Source organism: Pseudorhizobium banfieldiae (genome assembly GCF_000967425.1).
In the GTDB taxonomy this organism is placed as follows: domain Bacteria; phylum Pseudomonadota; class Alphaproteobacteria; order Rhizobiales; family Rhizobiaceae; genus Neorhizobium; species Neorhizobium banfieldiae.
Genome location: NZ_FO082820.1, coordinates 16,212 through 37,786, shown reverse-complemented (window position 1 = coordinate 37,786; position 21,575 = coordinate 16,212). Strand labels below are relative to the sequence as shown.

The window sequence follows — 21,575 nt, the reverse complement described above, 5'->3', positions numbered from 1 at the left end:
AACCTCCTGGACTAGACCCTTCGGAACGTAAGGTAGGCGGACGAGCGCCCCTCTCTGCGCGCCTTGGCCTCATATCGCGTACCGGGCCAGCCGGCGAAGGGCGTCAGCCAGTCCGAGGCGTCCTGGGCAAGCCATTCGAACCCCCCGTGGTTTCGGCAGTGGATCAACGTCCAGTTGACATAGGTATCGATGTCGGAGGCGAAGAGAAACAGTCCGCCCGGCTTCAGGACGCGGTGGAACCGCTCAAGGTTCACCTGTGACACGAAGCGGCGCTTCCAATGTTTCCGCTTCGGCCAGGGGTCCGGATAAAGAAGGTCAATGCGATCGACTGAAGCCGGCGGAAGCCAGTCCAGGACCTGCGTCGCATCATCGTCGTAGAGACGGATATTGCGCAGGTCGAGATCCGTGACCCGCCCCACGAGTTTCGCCATGGAGTTGACGAAGGGTTCCACGCCGATGAAGCCGGTCGAGGGGCTCTCCTGGGCCCGATGCACCAGATGTTCCCCTCCCCCGAAGCCGATTTCCAGTCGAACCTCGTCGATAGGAACCGAAAACAGACCCGCGAGCCTGAGGGGCGCAGGCGCCGCCAGATCCAGCTTCAGCGCCGGCAGCACCGTGGCGAGACTTTCCACCTGGCGATCGCGTAGCGGCTTTCCCTTGCGCCGGCCAAAGAAGGCTTCGGTGGCACGGCCAGGGTGGTGGCGATCGGTCATCGGCGGGTCTTTCAACAATGGAAAAGCGGACGGCTTGAGAGCCATCCGCTTTACAGTCTCCACAACGGATCCGTAAAGGCCGGTCAGGCAGCCTTCAGCGCTTCCTTCAGCGGCTTCACGAGATCAACCCTCTCCCACGCAAAGGAACCATCACGTCCGGGCTTGCGGCCGAAATGGCCGTAGGCCGCGGTCTTCGCGTAGATCGGCTTGTTCAGGTCGAGATGGCGGCGGATGCCGGATGGCGACAGATCGATGACCTTGCGGATGGCGTCCTCCACCTGATCCTCGGTGACGCCCTTTCCGGTTCCCCCGAGGTCCACGTAGATCGACAGGGGCTGGGCGATACCAATCGCATAGGCAATCTGGATCGTGCAACGATCAGCCAGGCCGGCTGCAACGACATTCTTTGCGAGGTAACGAGCGGCGTAGGCAGCCGACCGGTCAACCTTGGTGGTGTCCTTGCCGGAGAATGCGCCGCCGCCATGGGGGGCAGCACCGCCATAGGTGTCCACGATGATCTTGCGGCCGGTCAGGCCGGCGTCTCCATCCGGACCGCCGATGACGAACTTCCCGGTCGGATTGATGTACCACTTGCAGTCATCCGAGATTTTCAGGTCACCGAGCGCCTCGCGAATGTACGGCTCGACGACGGCGCGCACCTTCTTGGAATCCCAGCTTTCATCCAGATGCTGTGTGGAGAGGACGATCGAGTCCACGCAGGCCGGCTTGCCGTTCTCGTAGCGTACGGTCACCTGGCTCTTGGCATCAGGACCGAGCTTGGCGGCATCGCCTTCGCCCTTCTTGCGTGCCGCAGCGAGTAGCTGGAGAATGCGGTGCGAGTAATAGATCGGCGCCGGCATGAGATCCGGGGTCTCGCGGCAGGCATAGCCGAACATGATACCCTGGTCGCCCGCCCCTTCATGACCCTGCTTGTCGGCAGCGCTGTCAACGCCCTGGGCGATGTCGGCCGATTGTGAATGCAGGAGGACATCGACCTTCACCGTGCGCCAGTTGAAGCCATCCTGCTCGTAACCGATGTCGCGAATTGCCTTGCGCGCCGCGGAGCGGAACTTCGACGGATTGATGACGTCGCGGCCTTCCTTGTCCTTCTTCATCAAGCTCGGCGGGAGCCGTACTTCACCAGCGATGACCACCCGATTGGTGGTCGCGAGAGTTTCGCATGCCACCCGCACCGTCCATGGGTCGATCCCCGTCTTTGCCGCTTCACGATAGATGAGGTCGACGATCTCGTCCGAGATTCGGTCGCATACCTTGTCAGGGTGACCTTCCGAAACCGATTCACTGGTAAAGAGATAGCTCTCACGCATGCGGGATTCCCCTCAAGAAAAGAAACAGCCAACCTCTTAGTGGCTCACCCTGCCAAAGACAAGGACATAAATATATCTTTATATCTGAAATCGCGCCTTGCCGCGCCTGTCGGCATAAAAAAAGCGGCCCAGCGGCCGCTCTTCAAGACATTCAGAATATTACTCGTCAGCATCGGCGGCGAGCGCCTTTACCAGATCGACAATCCGCCGCCTGACCTTCGGATCAGAAATCTTCACGAAAGCCCGGTTGAGCTGAAGACCTTCGGATGAGGAGAGGAAATCGACCACGAAGTTCGAGCTCGATGCCTCTTCCATCCCCGCAGGGGAAGCACGGTTTTCACCGGGGGCGTCTTCAAAGAAGAAGGACACAGGCACATTCAGGATGCTGGAGATGTTCTGCAGACGGCTTGCACCGACCCGGTTCGTGCCCTTTTCATACTTCTGGATCTGCTGGAAGGTAATGCCGAGGCTCTCCCCCAGTTTCTCCTGGCTCATACCGAGCATAGTGCGGCGAAGACGAATCCGACTTCCAACATGGATGTCGATGGGATTCGGCTTCTTCTTGTTTTCAATCATCACTCTGTCCTGACGTAGGTCTGCAAACCGCTCCGAGACTGCCGCCGAACCTTGCGGTGGCAGGAACGCATATCACTTCTAAACCTTGGAGAACAGAAGCGCAGCCCCACTATGCAATTTTGGGGGTTTTCGGTCAATTCCGTCGGAAATTAAAACCATTGCGCGAAGTGACTGCAATCAAGAACATGATCATTTCAATCAACCAGAAATGGGTCTGGCGCTCAGCGTCGCTCCACGACGGCATCGAGACCTCCTTGAGCCCAACATCCCGGAAGGCCTTCTGGTTGAAGCTCAGACTGTCGACGATCGTTCCCGCAGGCGTGATCACTGCGGAAATCCCGCTATTGGCGCTGCGAATAAGAGGAAGGCCGGTCTCCACGGCGCGCAGGCGAGCCTGCTGAAAGTGCTGATAGGGGCCGGGGGTGTCGCCGAACCAGGCATCGTTGGTGATGTTCAGGATCGCGGTGGACAATCCCACATCGTCGCCGATCTCGTGCGGGAAGATCGCTTCGTAGCAGATCAGTGGATAGAGGGTACGGCCATCCGGCAGAGACAGGAGCGAGCGTGTGGCGGCGGCCGAAAAGCCCCCCGGCAGGGCGACCAGATTCTCAACCCCCCAATCCCGCAGCCAGTCTTCGAAAGGAACGTATTCTCCGAACGGGGTGAGGTGCACCTTGTCGGCGGCACCACGGATCTCTCCCCGGTCGTCGATGACATAGACGGAATTATAGTAGCGCGGAGGTGATCCGGGGCTGGAATATTCCACGCGTACGGCCCCCGCCACCAGAACCTGACCCTCCTCAAGCACCTCCGCAATCCGGGCGAGCGCATCCTGGTTCTCGGTGAGGATGAAGGGTACCGAAGTCTCCGGCCAGACGATGATGTCGGGTCGTCTGTCGCCTTCTGCCGGTGCAGCAGATGAAAGCGCCAGATGCTCCTCGAAGATCGCCGCCCGGTCGGAGTTCTGAAGCTTCCGGGACTGGTCCAGCACCGGCTGGACAAGCCGCACGATCGTCTGGGTGCCCTCGCCGGCATCAGCTGTCGTGGTGGAAAGACGATAGGCGCCATAACCGAAATGTGCGCACAGGAGGACGATGCCACAGGCCATTCCCGCAGCCAGTCCGCGGCGCGTGCCGAAGAGTGCCGGAAGCGAGAAGACGAAAACTGCCAACGTCGTCACACCGAAGAGCCCGATGACTGCAGAGGACTGCATCATGATGGGCGCCTGCATGGCGCCATAGCCGATCGCGTTCCAAGGAAACCCGGTCGCCACGAAGCTTCTCAGCCATTCCGCAAAGCCGAACCCGAAGGCAAGTGCAGCCAGCCGAGCCAGCCCGTCCGACCAGAGCAGTCCGGCAAGCGCGGTCGCCAGGCCGAAGAAGAGGGCCAGAAAGGCAGGCAGGCCGAGCACCGCAAGCGGCAGGGCCCAAGCAAACTGGTCCGCTTCGACCAGAAGGGCATTGCCAAGCCACCAAAGACCAGCGAGGAAGTAGCCGAAGCCGAAGGACCATCCGAGAAGGAACACGGATCGCAGGCGCACTACCCAGCCGCTTTCCGGATGCGACGCCTGCCCGTCCATCAGCCAGACGAGCAGCGTGAAGGAGATAAAGAGAGCTCCGAATATCCCGAAAGGCGGCAATGCAAGGGCGCCGACCGCACCGGCGGCGAAGGCGAGCGCATGACGGCGCGCGCCCCATAGAAGCATTATTCTGCCCGCCAGCCGCTCCATCCGCAATCCTTCCCCTGCCCCGAATCAGGATCGCAGTGTTTCAAAATTCCCGCCGCCTGTCCCGCCAAGGGTACTAGGAGGCATTCCGAACATCGGATGCTGTATGGTCGGCGACAGTCACCGCATCGGCAACAGGGGCGGTCGTGGCAGCATCGGATGGAGTGTCCACCTCACCCTTGCTGTGCCGCCGGCGGGAGAGCATCCGCTTGCGGACAATACGCACCCGCTTGATCCGCCGAGGATCGGCGTCGAGTATGTGAAACTCGAAGCCCGGGAGAGCCTGGACCACCTCGCCGCGAACCGGAATCCTGCCGAGCGCCGAGAAGATCAGTCCACCCAGCGTGTCCACATCCTCGACACGGTCGCGGATGTCGAAGTCGGGGCCGATCGCCTCGGCGATCTCTTCCAGTTCCACACGAGCATCGGCGACGAAAATGTCATCGGCCGAACGCGAGAACATGACCTCGTCGTCGTCGTGTTCATCTTCGACGTCACCTATCACCATTTCCACGATGTCCTCGTGGGAGACGAGACCGTCGGTGCCGCCATACTCGTCGATGACCAGCGCCATCTGCGTTCGCGCAGCCTGCATGCTCTGGAGCAGGTCGGAAGCAAGCATGGACGGAGGCACGAACAGAATATTGCGGATGAGCCCCGCCTCCGCGACCGTCTTGCTGAGATCCACCCGCCCGAGATCGAAGGAAGGTTTCGGCGTTCGCGCCGGCTTTTCGGTCTTCTCGCTGGCGAGCGGCATGGGCTGAGCCGGAGCCGCGCGGGGGATCGAGCGTCGCTTGTTGCGAGCCTGCTTCGCCAGGTAGGAGAGAAGATCGCGGATGTGGACGAAGCCGCGCGGATCATCCAGTGCATCGCAGTAGACAGGCATTCGCGACCGGCCTGTCGCCTCGAAGTGGATCATGAGATCGCCGAGCGTGATCGTCATGTCGACCGCCTCGATATCGGCCCGCGGCACCATGATATCTTCGACACGAACCTCGCGGAACCGCAGGATATTGTGCAGCATGGCCCGTTCTTCGGGCGAGAAGGCACTGCTGACGCCGGCGTCGGTCATCAGCGCATCCGCAAGATCCTCCCGCAGGCGCTCGCCCTGTGCGGGTCGCACGAGGCGCATCATCCGCGCCCAAAAGGAACTCTGGCTTCGGGTAAGGTTGTCGCGCCGGAGCGGACTACTGTCTTCTTCCGAGGGAGTGTCCGAACCGGACCTGCCCTCATGGGCAGCAATGGTCGATATGTCGTTCATCGTTCCAGATCATTGATCGGGTCTTGTCCCGCATAGGGATCAGATAGGCCAAGCTTGGCCAAAATGCGAGTCTCCGTCGCTTCCATCTGTTCGGCTTCATCATTTTGGATGTGGTCATAGCCGAACAGGTGCAGAAAACCATGCACCAGCAGATGCGTCAAATGCGCGTCGAAGCTCTTGTCGAGCTCCGCGGCTTCCCTCTCGACTGTCTCACGGGCCACTACGATGTCGCCCAGCATCGGGCCCGGCATCTTGCCCGGCGCAATTGGGTAAGCAGGAAAGGAGAGGACGTTGGTCGGCTTGTCCTTGCCTCGCCACTCGGCATTGATGGCGCGGATGTCTTCATCGCCCGTGAAGACGATCGAGACTTCAACAGGGTGAGCGGGAAAGGGCTGCCCTTCCGCATCCGCCAGATAATCTGCCGCAACCGAGAGGACGGTGGCGGCCTGCTCCGCCAGTTCCTCTTCCGAAGACCACCCGGTCTCCTCGACGCTAACCTGTATATCCAATTGCGGCATCAGACTGCGATCGGCACCTTACCGGTCGACTTCCTCGCTTTCCTCGTGAACAGCGTACTGGGCGTCATAGGCCTGGACGATCCGCCCGACAAGCGGGTGGCGCACCACGTCGATGTCCTTGAAGCGGGTCACGGATATCCCCTCCACCCCCTTTAAGACATGCAAGGCTTCCACGAGACCGGACTTGACGCCGCGCGGAAGGTCCACCTGGCTCGGATCACCGGTAATGATCATCCGCGCATTCTCGCCGAGGCGGGTCAGGAACATCTTCATCTGCATCGATGTCGTGTTCTGGGCTTCGTCGAGGATAACAGCCGCATTGGAGAGTGTGCGCCCCCGCATGAAGGCGAGCGGGGCGATTTCGATGACGCCGGCGGTGATCGCACGCTCCACCTTGTCGCCCGGTATCATGTCGTAAAGCGCGTCGTAGAGCGGTCGCAGGTAGGGATCGACCTTCTCCTTCATGTCGCCGGGCAGGAAGCCCAGCCGTTCGCCCGCTTCAACAGCCGGACGGGAAAGGATGATTCGATCCACGGCGCCGCGCTCGAGCAACTGGGCCGCGTGCGCTACGGCGAGATAGGTTTTGCCCGTGCCGGCAGGGCCGACGCCGAAGACGAGTTCCGCCCGCTCGAGCGCCCGAATGTATGTATCCTGGGTGGGGGTACGTGCAACGATCGTCTTCTTGCGCGTGGAAATCTGCGCCATGGACAGCTTTGCCTTGCGCTCCATGGTCGGCAACTGCAGTTGGTCGTCCGCCGCAACCGCCATGCGGATCGCGCCTTCGACATCCGAAGCCTCGACGCTGCCGCCCTTCTGGAGCCGCTCGTAGAGATAGTCGAGGGCGCGACGTGCCTGGTTGGTCGCCGTGACATCGCCGGAGATCGATACGGAATTGCCCCTGGCGCGGGCATCGACATGCAGCCGCTCCTCGAGCAATTTCAGATTCTGGTCAAATTGTCCGAAAAGTTCGCTCGCTAACCTGTTGTTCTCGAATGTCAGCACGAAGTGGTTGGCATCGGGCGCAGCGGATCGGGTTTGACGCGCGGGTGAAGAAACCAGTTCGTGTCCGTTCAAGTAGGCAAGCTCCTCGCCAGTGGGTTCAGGCTATGATTACATCCCGTACGGGCTCCGCAAACAAGCTGTTCGGCCCCGTTCCGATGATTCGTACCGGAATAATGTCACCTATCTGCGATGTTTTTGCATCAACATTCACAGACTGCAGCCAGGGCGATCTTCCGATCACCTGACCCTCGTTCCGGCCAGGCTTTTCCAGCAACAGGTCGATGACCTTTCCAACGCAGGATTTGGCGAACTCCGCCTGCTGTTTCAAGAGGAGGGCCTGCAATCTTTCAAGCCGTTCCGACTTCACGTCCTCGGGAACCTGATCGGGAAGGTCGGCGCCGGGCGTGCCGGGACGGGTGGAATACTTGAACGAGAAGGCCTGGGCATAGCCGACCGCCTGAACGATCCGCAGCGTATCCTCGAAGTCGACATCGGTCTCTCCGGGGAAGCCGACGATGAAATCGCCGGACATGGCAATATCCGGCCGCGCCGTGCGGATTCGGTCGATCAGGCGCAGGTATTCCGACGCCGTGTGACGCCGGTTCATCGCCTTGAGGATGCGATCCGAGCCAGACTGAACGGGAAGATGCAGATAAGGCATCAGCGAGCGCAGATCCCTGTGAGCATCGATCAGGCGATCATCCATGTCGCGCGGATGGCTGGTGGTGTAGCGCAAGCGGGCAAGGCCAGGCACCTCGGCCAGGCGATAGAGCAGGTCACCCAATCCCCATTCTCGGCCATCCGGACCCTCGCCGTGCCATGCATTGACGTTCTGACCGAGGAGCGTGATCTCGCGCACCCCGGCATCTGCCAGACGGCGGGCCTCGTCGATGATCTGGTGCAAGGGTCGCGAGACCTCCGCACCACGCGTGTAGGGCACTACGCAGAAGGTGCAGAACTTGTCACAGCCTTCCTGAACGGTGAGAAATGCCGTAACGCCGCGGGCGCGGATGCGCGCCTTTTCGGTGACCGGCAGGTGCTCAAACTTGTCCTCGACCGCGTAGTCGGTATCGACGACCCGCGTGCCCTGCCTTGCACGCCGCAGCGCCTCGGGAAGCCGATGATAGGTTTGCGGCCCGACAACCACGTCGACTGCGGGAGCACGCCTGAGGATTTCTTCCCCTTCCGCCTGCGCGACACAGCCGGTGACGCCGATCATCAGTTCCTGCCCGTCTGCCTGACGGGCCTGTTTCATGTCCCGCAGCCGTCCCAGCGCGGAATAGACCTTTTCCGCAGCCTTCTCCCGGATATGGCAGGTGTTCAGCAGGATCAGGTCCGCTTCTTCCATCGCATCGGTCGGGACATAGCCGTCGCCGGCAAGCGCGTCGCCCATGCGCACGGAATCGTAGACGTTCATCTGGCAGCCATAGGTCTTGATGAAGACCTTGCGGGTATTAGCGGCGCCTGCCTTGTCTGCGGCCGGAGGAGTTGTTGCGGTGTCGTTGCTCATGGGCGGGCTCTTTACCGCAAGACGGCCCGCAATAGAAGGGTTTATCAGGCCTCGCGACCGCGAAGCCGAGCAAGCAGCATGCGCCGGATCTGCGCGGCGACCGCTGCACTCAATAGCTTGCGGTTGTCGCCGGCTCGAAACTCGATTGTCTGCCCGAAGGAGATGTCGACATCAATCGCCTGCGCCTTGAGCACGCCGATCAGGTGTGGCACCAGCTCAATGTCGCCCGGCCAGGCCGCAATCGGCCTGTGATACCGTCCCATTGCCATGCCGTGCACCCGCGTGTAGGCGATGGCGACCGGTTGGACATGGACGACATTGCCCGGCACCTGCGGCACGGCCGCCGCGGCAGCGCCGAAAAGCGACGACTTTATCTCCAGCACCCGATTACCGTCCGACGTCGTGCCTTCGGGAAAAAGCACGACGACTTCACCCGCCTTCATCCGCTCGGCGATCTCGTTCACCTGACGGCCGGCCTGGCGCTTCTGCTCCCGTGCCACGAAGATCGTCTTCTGCAGCTTGGCAAGAAGCCCGAATACGGGCCAATCGGCGACTTCAGACTTGGCGATGAAGGCAACGTCGGCGATCGCGCCGAGAACGAGGATGTCCTTCCACGAGGCATGGTTGGCGGCGAGCATCAGGGGCCGGCGCGGCTCCGACTTGCCATGAACGTGGATGCGGATGCCGAGCAGGCGGCAGGCGGCGCGGTGCCAGTATCGCGGGACGTAGCGGCGGAGCCTCAGGTCGAATGCCAGCCCGACGACTTGGAGAGGCAGGAGCACCAGCGTGACTGCCGCAAGCGAGACGACGACGAAGCCGATCCGCAACCAGGTGATCAAGCGTCGTCCTTGTCGAGCGGAACGCCGTAGAGCTCCAGCCGATGCCCGACGAGGCGGAAGCCATGCTCGCGGGCAATACGCTCCTGCAGCGCCTCGATTTCAGGCGAATGGAATTCGATGACGGAGCCGGTTTCGACGTCGATCATGTGATCGTGATGCTCCTCGGGCACCGTCTCGTAACGCGCGCGGCCATCCCGGAAATCATGCTTCTCGATGATGCCCTCGTCCTCGAACAGCTTCACAGTCCGATAGACCGTTGATAGCGATATACGAGGATCTACGGTCGAGGAGCGGCGATAGAGTTCCTCAACATCGGGATGGTCATCGGATTCCTGGAGGATGCGCGCAATGACCCGGCGCTGCTCCGTCATGCGCATGCCCTTGTCGGCGCACAGTTCTTCCAGTGTCTTGGAAAGATCTGTCATGACGTTGCCGCCTCTCGTTATCTACCTGATGGAACTAGCGAAGATCGCGCTTCATGACAAGCGCCGACGACCGCTCCCCACCGGCGCTTTCGTAGTAAGCGGGACGTTCGGCGACGGTCACGAAGTCGAGCTTCCGATACAGCCGGACGGCCGGCTCGTTGGCAGCCTCGACCTCCAGGAAGATTTCTTCCGCGCCTCGCTGCTCGGCCTCGCGCAGGGCCGCCTGCATGAGGCGCCAACCCAGGCCCGCCCCCGCAAACCGCTCGGCGACCGCTATCGTCAATATCTCCGCTTCGCCGGCAGTCTCTCGCGCCAACACGAAGCCCGCCGCCGGACGGGAGAAGAACGCATTGGTCTGGCGGGCGATGAAGCCGAAGACGTTTGGCTGCAGCAACAGGCCGAGAAATTCGCCATCATTCCACTGACGTGGAAACCGCTGACCGTGGAGCTCAGATATCTCACGGCAGTCCTGGTTCTCGAGCGGAACAATCTCGAAAAAGGGCTTCCACTGGAGATATTCTTCCAGCATCGCAATCAGGCCCTGGCAAGCGCGTAGCCGCTCTGCGGCTTGGCATCCGGCCCACGCAGGTAAAGCGGCTTCGGACGCGCCGCGTCCAAGGGCTTTGCCGCCCCCAGTCGCGCGATGATCGAGATATCGAAGCGATCGGCACCAGCGGATGCTTCCCCACCCATGGCAAGATCACGTCCCGATCCTGTCAGATCGGCGGAAAGCGAAGCTGCCAGATCTCTTGCGGCCTGCGGCGGAAGCGCCTGCGGCTCCCCCAGCGAGTTCCCATCGGCAGCGAAAGCCTGGACATAAAGTTCGCCGCGCTTGGCATCCATCGCAGCGACCACGGGGCCGGGATGTCCTCCATCCAGGAAGGCGTGCGCAAGCACCTCAAGGGTCGTTACCCCGACTGCCTGCACACCTAGGGAAAGCGCGAGCCCGCGCGCCGCCGCGACCCCGACCCGAATTCCCGTGAAGGAGCCGGGTCCAACGACAACCGCGATTCCTCCAACATCGGAAAGGGGCCGACCGGCCTGGGCTAGCGCCTCATCAATCGCGGCCATCAGCCGTTCCGCATGCCCCTTGCCGATGTTGTCGACGACGGAACCCAGGATCTTGCAGGAGGATGTGTCATAGACCGCCGCGGAACAATCGGCCCCGGCGGTATCAATGGCCAAGAGGAGCATCGATAGCCGGCGCCCTTAGAGGGCTTCCACCGACTGCACTTCCGGGACGAAGTGGCGAAGCAGGTTATGCACACCATGCTTCAGGGTTGCGGTGGACGACGGGCAGCCGGAGCAGGCTCCCTTCATGTTCAGGTATACGGTACCGTCCTTGAAGCCCTTGAAGGTGATGTCGCCACCGTCCTGGGCAACAGCAGGCCGGACGCGAGTTTCCAGCAATTCCTTGATCGTTGCGACAATCGTCTCGTCGCCCTCGTCGTAGAACTCGCCCTCTTCGTCGAAGGCTTCGGCCGTGCTTGTGCCACCGCCCATGACCGGCTGACCGGACATGAAGTGCTCCATGATCGAGCCGAGGATGGCGGGCTTCAAGTGCTGCCACTCGCCACTCTCCTTCGTCACGGTGATGAAGTCGTAGCCGAAATAGACACCGGTCACTCCAGGAACTGCGAAAAGGCGCGACGCGAGGGGCGATGCTTCCGCCTCGCCAGCATTGCGGAAGTCCGCTGTGCCCTTTTCCATGACCACCTTGCCGGGCAGGAACTTCAGGGTTGCCGGGTTCGGCGTTGCCTCGGTCTGAATGAACATCTTGCTTCTCCGAAGTGCGCACGGCACTTAGTTTAGAATTCTTCCAAAGAAGATAATCCCGATCACCTTTCGGTTCAAGTGCGCTTTTCGATCCCTGCCGTCAAGCGCCTCAGCACAGTGCGTCGATCTCCTCGTCCGACAGACTGTCGGGCAGAACGGTGACGGGAATGGGAAACACGGCGCCTCTGCCCGCAATGGCGGACACGAGCGGTCCGGGACCTTCCTTGGCCGAGGCTGCCGCAAGAACAAGGATGGCGATATCCCGGTCCTCTTCGACCAGGTCATTGATCTCATCCGTGGCATTGCCTTCACGGATCACCACTTCCGGGTCGATGCCGATCGATTCGCGCACCTTCTGGGCAGCCTTGGCCATGATGGCCTCCGCCTCCTCGCGGGCTTCGGCGCGCATGATCGCCTCGACGCCCAGCCACTGCTGAAAGTCTCCTTCCGGAATGACGAACAGCAGGACGAGCCCGCCATTGGAATTCTTGGCACGGCGACCGGCATAGTGCACCGCCCTTTCGCATTCCGGCGTGCCGTCGATGATAGCCATGAACTTGCGGCGGTGTCCCTCAAGTCGAGACAGGCGTTTTGAAACCATGGCAGCCCCCTTCCTCCCGAAGCTCGACGCGGACGGTCGAGCCGCGAAATTTATACGAACGCGACGAAATTAAAACCGGGGCGATTGCGACGAAGCCGCACGCTCAGCGCAGGAAGCCTATGATGTCGAAAACGTTGCCCATCACCTTCGACGCCCGCGCCCGGGCCCGTTCACCACCGTCGCGAAGGATGGCGTCAATGTGCGTCGTGTCGTCCATCAGCCGCCGCATCTCGCCGGTGATCGGCGAGAGGACGTGGACCGCGAGATCGGCAAGGGCCGGCTTGAACGCCGAGAACTGCTGTCCGCCAAACTCCTTCAGCACGTCTTCCTTCTTGCGGTCCGCCAATGCCGCATAGATCCCGACGAGATTGTCCGCTTCAGGGCGTCCGTTGAGGCCGTCAACCTCCGAGGGCAGCGAGTCGGGATCGGTCTTCGCCTTGCGGATCTTCTTCAGGATCGCGTCGGCGTCGTCCATGAGGTTGATGCGCGAAAGGTCCGACGGATCGGACTTAGACATCTTCTTCGTACCGTCCTTCAGCGACATGACGCGGGGCGCCGGACCTTCGATCAGGGGCTCCACCAGCGGGAAATATCCATGGATAGGCTCCTCGCCGACGACCATGTCGACGCCGGTGCCGGCTGCGCGGATATTGTCCTGAAAATCGATGTTGAACTTCTGGGCGATATCCCGTGCGAGTTCGAGATGCTGCTTCTGGTCATCGCCCACCGGCACGTGCGTGGCACGGTAGACAAGAATGTCGGCCGCCATCAGGCTCGGATAGGCAAGGAGGCCAAGGGAGGCATTCTCACGGTCCTTGCCGGCCTTGTCCTTGAACTGCGTCATGCGGTTCATCCAGCCGATACGGGCGACACAGTTGAATATCCATGCCAGTTCAGCGTGCTGCGGCACTGCCGACTGGTTAAAGACAATATGCTTCACGGGATCGACACCGGATGCGATGAACGCGGCCGCGATAGAGCGAATCTGGTTACGCAGATCATCATGAACCAACTGCGCGGTGATCGCGTGCAAATCGACGACACAATAAATGCAGTCGTTGTTCTCCTGGAGAGCCACGAATTTCCGGATGGCCCCGAGGTAATTGCCGAGATGCAGGTTGCCTGTCGGCTGCACGCCGGAAAACACGAGCGGCTGGAAGGTATTCATCTTGTCCTCAATAGGCTGGTGGAGGGCCCCAGGCCCAGTGGGCCATGTTGCTAACGGTCGGGCTTATGCACTCCCATGCCCCACCGATCAAGTAGATCGCGAAGAGCCAGCAGGACAAGTTCCTGCCTCATTTTTGCCACATACTCGCCTCTCCGCCTCCTCATGAGTCGCTCAAAAACCAGCGATCTCGCCGAATGTCGCCGCATTTTTTGGCATATTCTGTCTTGCTTGCGCCAATTTTGCATAGCTTCCGATGTGTCGCCTTGGGCACTGATTCCTTTTGCCTTTCGAAAATTTCTTCCGCTGCCGAAGCGGGGTGGCGCCCAAGCGACGGACCGAGTGGCGATCACCCGCAGCACCAGCAAAATATTCCTCCATATTTGAGACACTTTCTGGAACCATTTTTCGACGACCTAAGAAGGCTCAAGATGATTTTGAGCCAGCCATAGGGGGATACCATGCGCATTGTTCTTCGTGTCGCGCTTGCCTCTCTACTCTCGATCGGCCTGAGCAGTGTTGCTGAAGCCGACAACTCACAGAAGCGCCGCGGCAATATATTCAAGCACGATTATACAGCTGCCTATACGGTCCAGCGGATCAGCGTCAGGACCAGTTGCTTCCCTTCGAAGCTGAAGGCCATCCTGGCCCATATCGCCGTCCATACCGGCAAGAGGCCCGTCGTGACCTCCGGCCACCGCCCACGCTCCGGTCGGTCGCAGCATAGCAACTGCTACGCCGCCGATATCCGCGTCCCCGGTGTATCCGAGAAGAAGATCCTGGCAGTCGCTGCCAGCGCTCCAGGCATCGGCGGCATCGGCCGATACTGCAACGGCCTCGTGCACGTGGATATCGGGCCAAAGCGCCGTTGGGCTCACTGCGGACGTCGGAGGTGATCGCTATCCCTTCGGGCGGGATCGCCTGAGGTTCCTGCGGATCATGCCGATTTCGGCACCGCCGATGAGGAAGGCGACCGGGAAATAGACCGTGACTGCTAGCGCGATCAGTGCGGCAAGTGCTGCGATCTGCTGCAGAAGCGGCACCTGCGGCAAGAGCCAGGGCGCCGCATATGGCAAAGCATAGGTCAGGGTGGCAGCCATCACGCCCGCGGAAACGATGAGTAGCAGCGTTCGACGCAGGAGCGCCCATTCCCAAACGAGATCCCCTCTCCAGAGCAGGGTGGAGAACAGCAGGATCGTGTTGATCCAGCCTGCCGCAGCCTCGGCGGTGGCAATGCCACGCTCCGCCAGGATCGGGAAAAGCGTGATTGCAAGCCCTGAATTGACGATCACCGAGATGATCGTGAACCGCATGGGCGTGCGGGTATCCTCGCGCGCATAAAATCCCGGCTGGAGCGCCTTGATCATCACAAAACCCGGAAGCCCTATGCCGTAAATGGCCAGAATCGAGGCCACCACGGTCGTGTTTTCCGCAGAGAAGGCACCCCGTTCGTAGAGCACACGGATGATCGGCTCGGACAGGACCCAGAGCCCCGCAGCGGCCGGCAGGGTCATGAACAGAACGAATTCGAGCGACCGGTTCTGAATGCCGGCTGCCTCCTTCATGTGGCCGGCCTTCAGCGCCCGCGACAGTTCCGGCAGGAGGACCACACCCACCGCCACGCCGACCACGCCCAGCGGCAACTGATAGATGCGGTCGGCGTATTGAAGCGCGGCGATCGCCCCTTCCTTGCCGGATGCGATTGCCTGGCCGATGATCTGGTTGATCTGCGTGATCCCGCCGGTAATCGCCGCAGGCACGGCAAGAACCAGAAGTCGCTTGACGTTGGGCGTCATGCGCGGGCGACGAAATCCGATGCTGATGCCCGCGTGACGAACACCGAAGTAGACCACGGAAAGCTGGAGCACACCCGCGACGAGGACACTCCAAGAGAGATACCAGGCAGTCGCCAGAGGATCGGCACCGCTCCACCACGCATAGGCGAGCGCCGCGATCATCACCACGTTGAGGAAAACCGGCGCGATCGCGGCGGCAAAGAAATGATGAAGCGAATTCAGCATACCGCTCATCATCGCCGTCAGCGACATGCACATGAGATAGGGGAACATCACGGCTGCCAGCCGGACCGTGAGCGCCGATTTCTCCGCGTCACCGGCAAAGCCCGGAGCGATGATCCAATCCACCAGCCAGGGCATGGCCAGTTCCATGGCGATGGTGATCAGCAGCAGGGCCGAGAACAGGACGCCGAACACCTCCTCCGAGAACCGCTTGGCGCCCTCCACCCCGTGCGTCTCGATCTCTTTGGAAAAGAGCGGGACGAAGGCGGCGTTGAACGCTCCCTCGGCAAACAACCGCCGGAAGAGGTTGGGAAAACGAAATGCCGCGTAGAAGACGTCCGCCATCGGGCCGGTGCCGAGCGCGGCCGCCATCATTGTTTCCCGGGCAAAGCCGAAGATGCGGCTGCCGAGAGTTGCACCACCGACCGTTGCGAACTTGCGGACGAGGCTCATGCGTCGGCCTTTGGACGACGCGGGGCGGCTTGGACCCGCCGGGCGGGCATGGGAGCCGGCGCGATGATCCCGGAGGGCATGCCGCTCCGCAGTTCGTCCTCCTGCTCGGCCATCACTGCCTTCAAGCGTGCCGAAATATTGCCCTGCCGGTTCTCGTTGGTGATTTTCGTACCAAGCAGATCGGTCACGTAGAAGGTATCAATCACCTTCTCGCCAAAGGTCGTGATGCGCGCCGAGTGGATGTCGAGCGACAGGTCCGCGAGAACAGCGGTGATTTCCGCCAGAAGTCCCGGACGGTCGAGGCACTCGACCTCGACGACGGTGAACTTGTTCGACAGGCCGTTGGAAAGGATCACCGACGGCGGGATGTCGAACATCTTGTTGCGTCGCTTTGCCTTCGCGCGCGTAGCGATCACCTCCGGCAAACGCTTCTTCCCCGAAAGCACGTCCTCGATCATCCGCCCGATCGTGGCCGCCCGGCGAAGCTCGTCTTCATCGACCGGAAACTCACGATTGATGAGGATCGTGTCGAGCGCGCGGCCATCGGAAGTCGTGAAGATCTGCGCGTCGGCGATATTGGCTCCGGCGGCGGAGCAGGCCCCTGCGATGACGGAAAGCAGCCGGGGATGGTCCGGTGCGAGGACGGTGATCTCGGTGATGGCGTGGAAGGAATGGGTCCTCACCGTGGTGGCCAGTGCCTGCCGCTTCTGGTCAGCCTCCCGTATGAAGCGGGTATGGCGAACCTGGTCCTCCAGTGGCACCGACAGAAGGTAGGGCGGATAATGCAGCCGCGAATAGACCCGCCGGTCCTTCTGGTTCCAGTCGGCGAGTGCGTCGTAGAGCTCCTGCTCGGCCTGCTGGGCGCGCTCCTTGCGCGAAAGTTCCGAGAAGCCGCCGGAGAGGAGAAGCTCGGTCTCGTAGTAGAGCGTGCGCAGCAATTGCCCCTTCCAGCCGTTCCAGACACCAGGGCCAACTGCACGGATGTCGCAGATCGTCAGGATCAGCAGAAGCTTCAACCGGTCCATGGACTGAACCTTCTCGGCGAAGTCCGTGATCGTCTTGCGGTCGTGGAGGTCGCGGGTCTGGGCTGTCATCGACATCAGCAGATGCTCCTCGATCAGCCAGGCGACCAGTTCCGTCTGCTTGGTGTTGAGGCCGAAGCGGGGGCAGAGCTTGCGGGCGATGCGCGCGCCTGCAACGGAATGATCCTCCTGCCGCCCCTTGGCAATGTCGTGAAGCAGGACAGCGACGTAGAGAGCCTCCCGCTCCTCGACCGAGGGCATCAGCTTGTTGGCGAGCGGGTGAATGTCCGCCGCCCCGCCATTGTCGACCTCCGACAGAGCATCGACAGAACGGATCAGATGCTCGTCCACCGTATAGTGGTGATACATGTTGAACTGCATCATCGAGACGATCCGACCAAAATCGGGGATGAACCGCCCCAGTACGCCGGCCTCGTTCATGCGGCGCAGCATCAGCGCAGGTTGCCGGCGAGATGTCAGCATCGAAAGGAAGAGGCGATTTGCCTCCTCATCCTCCCTCACCTCGTTGCCGATGAGGGAGAGCGAACGGGTAACGCGTTTCAATGCATCCGGATGAAACTCAAGCCCATGGATGTCGGCAACGTGAAAAAAGCGGATAATGTTGACGGGATCGCGCTTGAAGACATCGGGATCCGCTAAGGTGATCCTGCCGCGATCCTGGACGAATTCCACGGTCCCGGGAATCTTGTGCACACGCTTGGTGAAGCGCGAGATGACCCGCTTCAGACCAGGTGCTTCCTTTGCCTGCTCGTCCTCAAGCGCCGCGCAGAAGATCCGGGTCAGGTCGCCGACGTCCTTTGCCACCAGGAAGTAGTGCTTCATGAAGCGCTCGACGGCAGATAGGCCTGGCCGCGAATGATAGCCGAGGCTTTCGGCGATCTCGCGCTGGATGTCGAAGGAAAGCCGCTCCTCCGCCTTGCCTGTCAAAAAGTGCATGTGGCAGCGAACAGCCCAAAGGAAATCTTCCGACTTCTGGAAGACCTTCCATTCATGGCGAGAGAGGACGCCCAACTTGATCAGTTCCTGCGCGTTGCGGATGCGGTAGTAGTACTTGGCGATCCAGAAGAGCGTATGGAGGTCTCTCAGACCACCCTTGCCTTCCTTGACGTTCGGCTCCACGAGATAGCGGGTATCGCCAGATTTCTGGTGGCGCAGATCGCGTTCCGCCAGCTTGGCGGCGACGAACTCCTCACCCGTTCCGGCGACAATCTCCGCATCGAACCGCTTCTCCAGCTCCGCCACCAGGGCCGCAGCGCCGCAGACATAGCGACTTTCGAGGATCGCCGTGCGGATCGTCATGTCCGTCTTGGAAAGCTGGATGCACTCCTCCACGGTGCGGGTTGCATGGCCGACCTTGAAGCCCATGTCCCAGAGGACATAGAGCAAGAACTCGATCGCCTTCCGCATGGCGTCGGAATTCTTTGCAGGCAGCAGGAAGAGCAGGTCGATATCCGAACCGGGCGCCAGAGTGTCACGGCCATATCCACCAACAGCCGCGACCGCGATGCTGCTTGCCTCCGGTTGGAGGGTCTCTGCCACCGCCACATGCAGGATCTGGATCACCTGGTCCTGCAGCCATGAAAGGCGCTGGGCGCAGGCGAGACCACCGCCATCCTCGTCCAGCAGCCGGCGGATCTTCTTTCGGCCCTCGGTGCTGGCACTCCTCAACACCGCAAGCACCGCAGCGCGTCGATCCAGTGCCGACTTGCCTTCGTCCTGCAGAGCCGCAAGACAATCTGCCCGCAGCGCTTCCACGTCGAGGATGTCGGAGAGATCGATCGCGTCCTGAACCATTTTATCCCGCTGATGCCGGCCCGAATGGAGCCTATATCCGCTCCGCTGCGGACTGGCCAATACTAATCATCATCCAACGTTCACACTTCGTGTGCCGGAGAATGACTGGCATTCCTCAGTCGCGCGGCAGTTGCTTGCGCAGCGCATAAAGCGCCTCAAGCGCCTCGCGCGGCGTCATGTCGTCCGGATTGATCGCCTTCAAGGCTTCTTCCACCTTGGATGGCCCTACCCTCCGCTGCTCCTCGCGCCGGACGGCCACCTGAAACAGCGGCAGGTCATCGATCAACTGGCTCGCCGGGTTCTTTCGGTCGGAATCCTCCAGCTTCGTCAGCACGTCCCTTGCCCGCGCGACCACGGAGGCAGGCAGGCCGGCGAGACGCGCGACCTGAATACCGTAGGATCGATCTGCGGCACCCGCTCCGACTTCATGGAGAAAGACCACTTCTCCATCCCATTCCTTGACCCGCATCGTGGCATTCGAAAGCCGGTTCAGCTTCTCCGACAGAACCGTCAGCTCGTGGAAATGGGTGGCGAAGAGCCCGCGGCAGCGGTTGATCTCATGCAGATGCTCGACCGCCGCCCATGCAATGGAGAGACCGTCAAAGGTGGCCGTTCCCCGGCCGATCTCATCGAGAATGACCAGCGAGCGATCGGTCGCCTGGTTGAGGATGGCAGCCGTCTCGACCATCTCCACCATGAAGGTGGACCGGCCCCGGGCGAGATCGTCGGAGGCTCCGACGCGTGAAAACAGCCTGTCGACCACCCCGATATGCGCGGACGACGCCGGAACAAAGGACCCCATCTGGGCGAGGATGGCGATCAGCGCATTCTGCCGAAGGAATGTCGACTTGCCCCCCATGTTGGGGCCTGTCAGCAGCCAGACAGCCCCGAACTCCCCGTCCTGCGAAGGCGAGAGATCGCAGTCATTGGCGATGAAGGGGCCTTCCGACTGCCGCCGCAGCGCCTGCTCCACGACCGGATGGCGGCCGCCTTGGATCGCGAACATGCGGGAGGCGTCCACCGTCGGCCGGCGATAGCTCCATTCTTCCGCGAGCAGGGCCAGAGCCGCTGCCACGTCCACGACAGCGATCGCACGCGCGCCCTTCTTGATGGCCTCGGCCTCACCGATGGTCGCCTCGACCATACGATCGAAAGCGGCCAGTTCGATCGCCAGCGCACGATCGGCGGCGTTGGCGATTCGACTTTCCAGATCTGCAAGCTCGGTCGTAGTGAAGCGCATCGCATTCGCCATCGTCTGCCGATGGATGAAGCGTGCCTTCGCCTCCGGACCGTCAGTCATCGGACCGGCACTGCCCGCAGTGACCTCGATGAAATAACCCAGCACGTTGTTGTGCTTGATCTTCAGGGACCGGATCCCCGTTTCCTCGGCATATTGCAGTTGCAGTCCCGCAATGACGCGCCGGGACTGGTCGCGCAGCGCCCGCACCTCGTCGAGTTCCGTATCGGCGCCTTCGCGCAGGAAGCCGCCGTCGCGCTTCAGGAGCGGCAGGTCATCGGCCAGCATCTCCGCGAGCCGCTGCTCCAAGGTTGGCGGGAGGGAGCGAAGATCGTCCAGCGCCGTTGCGAGTTCCTCCGGCAGCATCGATTTCTCCAGGAAGGATGCGACGGCACGAGACACCTCGAGGCCGCGCCGTATCGCGCCTAGGTCACGCGGGCCACCTCGGTCGAGTGCAAGGCGTGATAGGGCTCGCGGCATGTCCGGCACATGCTGCAACGCTGTTCGGAGCTCGGAGCAGAGCGACGGCTCGTCGATAAGGAAGGAGATCGAATCCAGCCTTCGATTGATCTGGACCGGGTCGGTCAACGGCGACATCAGTCGCTCGGCAAGCAGGCGGGCACCGCCGCCAGTCACGGTCCGGTCGATGGCCTTAAGAAGCGTCCCGTCCCGGTCACCGGACAGGGTCCGCGTCAGTTCCAAATTGCCACGGGTGGCCGGGTCGATTAAGAGGGTCGAGGCGGCGCTCTCTCGCTCGGGAATGCCGAGCGGCGGCCGCTCGGATATCTGCGTCTTCTCCACATAGGCGACCGCAGCCGCAGCCGCCGCCAGTTCTGCCCGGGAAAAGCTGCCGAAACCGTCGAGGGTGCCGACACTGAAATAGCGGGCAATGCGCCCTTCGGCGCTGGCGCTGTCGAAGAGAACGCCCGGCTGCGGGACCGCAACCTTGCCCAGAACGTCGAACACCGGCTTCAGTTCGGCATCGTGAAACATCGTGTCTGGCACGATCAGTTCGCGTGGATCGATCCGCAGGATGTCGGCGAGAAGTCGCGACTGATCGGTTTCGGCAAGCCGGAAGACGCCGGTCGAGATGTCGATCCAGGCTAGCGCCAGCTGAGGATCGGCTCCACCACGAATACGTGCGAGCGCCATCAGGTAGTTTGATTCCGAGGGGGAAAGCAGCTTTTCCTCGGTCAGCGTTCCCGGCGTCACGAGCCGGACGACGTCGCGCTTCACCACCGATTTCGAACCGCGCTTCTTCGCCTCTGCCGGATCCTCGACCTGCTCGCATACGGCCACCCGGAAGCCGAGCGAAATGAGCTTCTGCAGGTAGTCGTCGGCGGCGTGGATAGGGACGCCGCACATGGGGATGTCCTGGCCCATGTGCTGCCCGCGGCGGGTCAGCGTGATCCCCAGCGCGCGGGACGCCTCTACCGCATCTTCGAAGAAGAGCTCGTAGAAGTCTCCCATCCGGTAGAAGAGGAGCGAATCCGGGTTGTTCGCCTTGATCTCGATATACTGCTCCATCATCGGCGTTGCCGATGCGCGGCTTTCTGCCGTGGCCAGTTCAGCCGTGGTCAGCGCGTCGAT

The 21,575-nt window shown here is 61.6% G+C and carries 19 protein-coding genes; 1 reads left to right on the top strand and 18 read right to left on the bottom strand.

Going from position 1 to position 21,575, the window contains the following annotated elements:
• Positions 1–11: 11 nt before the first annotated feature.
• From trmB to trpS, 15 genes are all read right to left on the bottom strand, one after another.
• Complete coding sequence (gene trmB / locus NT26_RS00170) at positions 12–713, bottom strand: tRNA (guanosine(46)-N7)-methyltransferase TrmB (protein ID WP_052641602.1); 702 nt, start codon at positions 711–713, stop codon at positions 12–14.
• An 83-nt stretch (positions 714–796) separates the two neighbouring features.
• Entirely contained in the window at positions 797–2,041 is a 1,245-nt protein-coding gene (gene metK / locus NT26_RS00165; protein WP_052636653.1) for a methionine adenosyltransferase, read from the bottom strand.
• 159 nt (positions 2,042–2,200) lie between these two features.
• The gene (locus NT26_RS00160; protein ID WP_052636651.1) at positions 2,201–2,617 is read right to left on the bottom strand and encodes a helix-turn-helix domain-containing protein; all 417 of its coding nucleotides are present in this window, start codon (positions 2,615–2,617) and stop codon (positions 2,201–2,203) included.
• 133 nt (positions 2,618–2,750) lie between these two features.
• Positions 2,751–4,346 carry an apolipoprotein N-acyltransferase gene (gene lnt, locus NT26_RS00155; protein WP_052636649.1) on the bottom strand — a complete coding sequence of 532 codons (1,596 nt, stop codon included), beginning with the start codon at positions 4,344–4,346 and terminating at the stop codon, positions 2,751–2,753.
• Positions 4,347–4,419: 73 nt separating this feature from the next.
• On the bottom strand, positions 4,420–5,604 hold the full coding sequence (locus NT26_RS00150; RefSeq protein ID WP_052636647.1) for a transporter associated domain-containing protein: 1,185 nt from the start codon (positions 5,602–5,604) through the stop codon (positions 4,420–4,422).
• Entirely contained in the window at positions 5,601–6,122 is a 522-nt protein-coding gene (gene ybeY, locus NT26_RS00145) for an rRNA maturation RNase YbeY (protein ID WP_052636645.1), read from the bottom strand. Before ybeY ends, NT26_RS00150 begins: the two co-directional genes overlap by 4 nt.
• Before the next feature lie 18 nt (positions 6,123–6,140).
• Complete coding sequence (locus tag NT26_RS00140; protein ID WP_052636643.1) at positions 6,141–7,196, bottom strand: PhoH family protein; 1,056 nt, start codon at positions 7,194–7,196, stop codon at positions 6,141–6,143.
• A 25-nt stretch (positions 7,197–7,221) separates the two neighbouring features.
• Positions 7,222–8,634, bottom strand: coding sequence for a tRNA (N6-isopentenyl adenosine(37)-C2)-methylthiotransferase MiaB (gene miaB, locus NT26_RS00135; protein ID WP_052636641.1), 1,413 nt, complete (start codon positions 8,632–8,634; stop codon positions 7,222–7,224).
• A gap of 44 nt (positions 8,635–8,678) precedes the next feature.
• Positions 8,679–9,470, bottom strand: a complete 792-nt coding sequence (gene olsA / locus NT26_RS00130) for a lyso-ornithine lipid O-acyltransferase (protein ID WP_052641599.1) — start codon at positions 9,468–9,470, stop codon at positions 8,679–8,681.
• On the bottom strand, positions 9,470–9,898 hold the full coding sequence (locus NT26_RS00125) for a Fur family transcriptional regulator (protein WP_052636639.1): 429 nt from the start codon (positions 9,896–9,898) through the stop codon (positions 9,470–9,472). The genes olsA and NT26_RS00125 overlap by 1 nt, the downstream gene beginning before the upstream one ends.
• Positions 9,899–9,932: 34 nt before the next feature.
• Positions 9,933–10,427: a GNAT family N-acetyltransferase gene (locus tag NT26_RS00120; RefSeq protein ID WP_052636636.1), complete on the bottom strand. Its 495-nt coding sequence runs from the start codon at positions 10,425–10,427 to the stop codon at positions 9,933–9,935.
• Between the two features lie 5 nt (positions 10,428–10,432).
• The gene (gene tsaB / locus NT26_RS00115; protein WP_052636635.1) at positions 10,433–11,092 is read right to left on the bottom strand and encodes a tRNA (adenosine(37)-N6)-threonylcarbamoyltransferase complex dimerization subunit type 1 TsaB; all 660 of its coding nucleotides are present in this window, start codon (positions 11,090–11,092) and stop codon (positions 10,433–10,435) included.
• 15 nt (positions 11,093–11,107) lie between these two features.
• Positions 11,108–11,674 carry a NifU family protein gene (locus tag NT26_RS00110; protein WP_052636631.1) on the bottom strand — a complete coding sequence of 189 codons (567 nt, stop codon included), beginning with the start codon at positions 11,672–11,674 and terminating at the stop codon, positions 11,108–11,110.
• Positions 11,675–11,783: 109 nt separating this feature from the next.
• Positions 11,784–12,275 carry a universal stress protein gene (locus tag NT26_RS00105; protein ID WP_052636628.1) on the bottom strand — a complete coding sequence of 164 codons (492 nt, stop codon included), beginning with the start codon at positions 12,273–12,275 and terminating at the stop codon, positions 11,784–11,786.
• 103 nt (positions 12,276–12,378) lie between these two features.
• Positions 12,379–13,443: a tryptophan--tRNA ligase gene (gene trpS, locus NT26_RS00100; protein ID WP_052636626.1), complete on the bottom strand. Its 1,065-nt coding sequence runs from the start codon at positions 13,441–13,443 to the stop codon at positions 12,379–12,381.
• Positions 13,444–13,901: 458 nt separating this feature from the next.
• Between trpS and NT26_RS00095 the strand changes: the two genes are divergently transcribed.
• On the top strand, positions 13,902–14,336 hold the full coding sequence (locus tag NT26_RS00095) for a YcbK family protein (protein WP_052636624.1): 435 nt from the start codon (positions 13,902–13,904) through the stop codon (positions 14,334–14,336).
• A gap of 3 nt (positions 14,337–14,339) precedes the next feature.
• Here NT26_RS00095 and murJ read toward each other — a convergent pair whose 3' ends face one another.
• The 3 genes from murJ to mutS all read right to left on the bottom strand — a co-directional run bounded on the left by murJ (position 14,340) and on the right by mutS (position 21,515).
• The gene (murJ, locus tag NT26_RS00090; protein ID WP_052636622.1) at positions 14,340–15,911 is read right to left on the bottom strand and encodes a murein biosynthesis integral membrane protein MurJ; all 1,572 of its coding nucleotides are present in this window, start codon (positions 15,909–15,911) and stop codon (positions 14,340–14,342) included.
• Positions 15,908–18,748, bottom strand: a complete 2,841-nt coding sequence (locus NT26_RS00085) for a [protein-PII] uridylyltransferase (protein WP_052636620.1) — start codon at positions 18,746–18,748, stop codon at positions 15,908–15,910. The genes murJ and NT26_RS00085 overlap by 4 nt, the downstream gene beginning before the upstream one ends.
• Positions 18,749–18,863: 115 nt before the next feature.
• Complete coding sequence (gene mutS, locus NT26_RS00080) at positions 18,864–21,515, bottom strand: DNA mismatch repair protein MutS (RefSeq protein ID WP_082077784.1); 2,652 nt, start codon at positions 21,513–21,515, stop codon at positions 18,864–18,866.
• Positions 21,516–21,575: the final 60 nt, after the last annotated feature.

Coding starts and splice junctions, on each gene's coding strand:
- metK (WP_052636653.1), bottom strand. CDS start 2,041: ATGCGTGAGAGCTATCTCTTTACCAGTGAATCGGTTTCGGAAGGTCAC.
- lnt (WP_052636649.1), bottom strand. CDS start 4,346: ATGGAGCGGCTGGCGGGCAGAATAATGCTTCTATGGGGCGCGCGCCGT.
- trpS (WP_052636626.1), bottom strand. CDS start 13,443: ATGAATACCTTCCAGCCGCTCGTGTTTTCCGGCGTGCAGCCGACAGGC.
- murJ (WP_052636622.1), bottom strand. CDS start 15,911: ATGAGCCTCGTCCGCAAGTTCGCAACGGTCGGTGGTGCAACTCTCGGC.
- NT26_RS00105 (WP_052636628.1), bottom strand. CDS start 12,275: ATGGTTTCAAAACGCCTGTCTCGACTTGAGGGACACCGCCGCAAGTTC.
- NT26_RS00095 (WP_052636624.1), top strand. CDS start 13,902: ATGCGCATTGTTCTTCGTGTCGCGCTTGCCTCTCTACTCTCGATCGGC.
- NT26_RS00085 (WP_052636620.1), bottom strand. CDS start 18,748: ATGGTTCAGGACGCGATCGATCTCTCCGACATCCTCGACGTGGAAGCG.
- tsaB (WP_052636635.1), bottom strand. CDS start 11,092: ATGCTCCTCTTGGCCATTGATACCGCCGGGGCCGATTGTTCCGCGGCG.
- NT26_RS00120 (WP_052636636.1), bottom strand. CDS start 10,427: ATGCTGGAAGAATATCTCCAGTGGAAGCCCTTTTTCGAGATTGTTCCG.
- NT26_RS00150 (WP_052636647.1), bottom strand. CDS start 5,604: ATGAACGACATATCGACCATTGCTGCCCATGAGGGCAGGTCCGGTTCG.
- miaB (WP_052636641.1), bottom strand. CDS start 8,634: ATGAGCAACGACACCGCAACAACTCCTCCGGCCGCAGACAAGGCAGGC.
- NT26_RS00160 (WP_052636651.1), bottom strand. CDS start 2,617: ATGATTGAAAACAAGAAGAAGCCGAATCCCATCGACATCCATGTTGGA.
- NT26_RS00125 (WP_052636639.1), bottom strand. CDS start 9,898: ATGACAGATCTTTCCAAGACACTGGAAGAACTGTGCGCCGACAAGGGC.
- mutS (WP_082077784.1), bottom strand. CDS start 21,515: ATGATGGAGCAGTATATCGAGATCAAGGCGAACAACCCGGATTCGCTC.
- trmB (WP_052641602.1), bottom strand. CDS start 713: ATGACCGATCGCCACCACCCTGGCCGTGCCACCGAAGCCTTCTTTGGC.
- NT26_RS00110 (WP_052636631.1), bottom strand. CDS start 11,674: ATGTTCATTCAGACCGAGGCAACGCCGAACCCGGCAACCCTGAAGTTC.
- ybeY (WP_052636645.1), bottom strand. CDS start 6,122: ATGCCGCAATTGGATATACAGGTTAGCGTCGAGGAGACCGGGTGGTCT.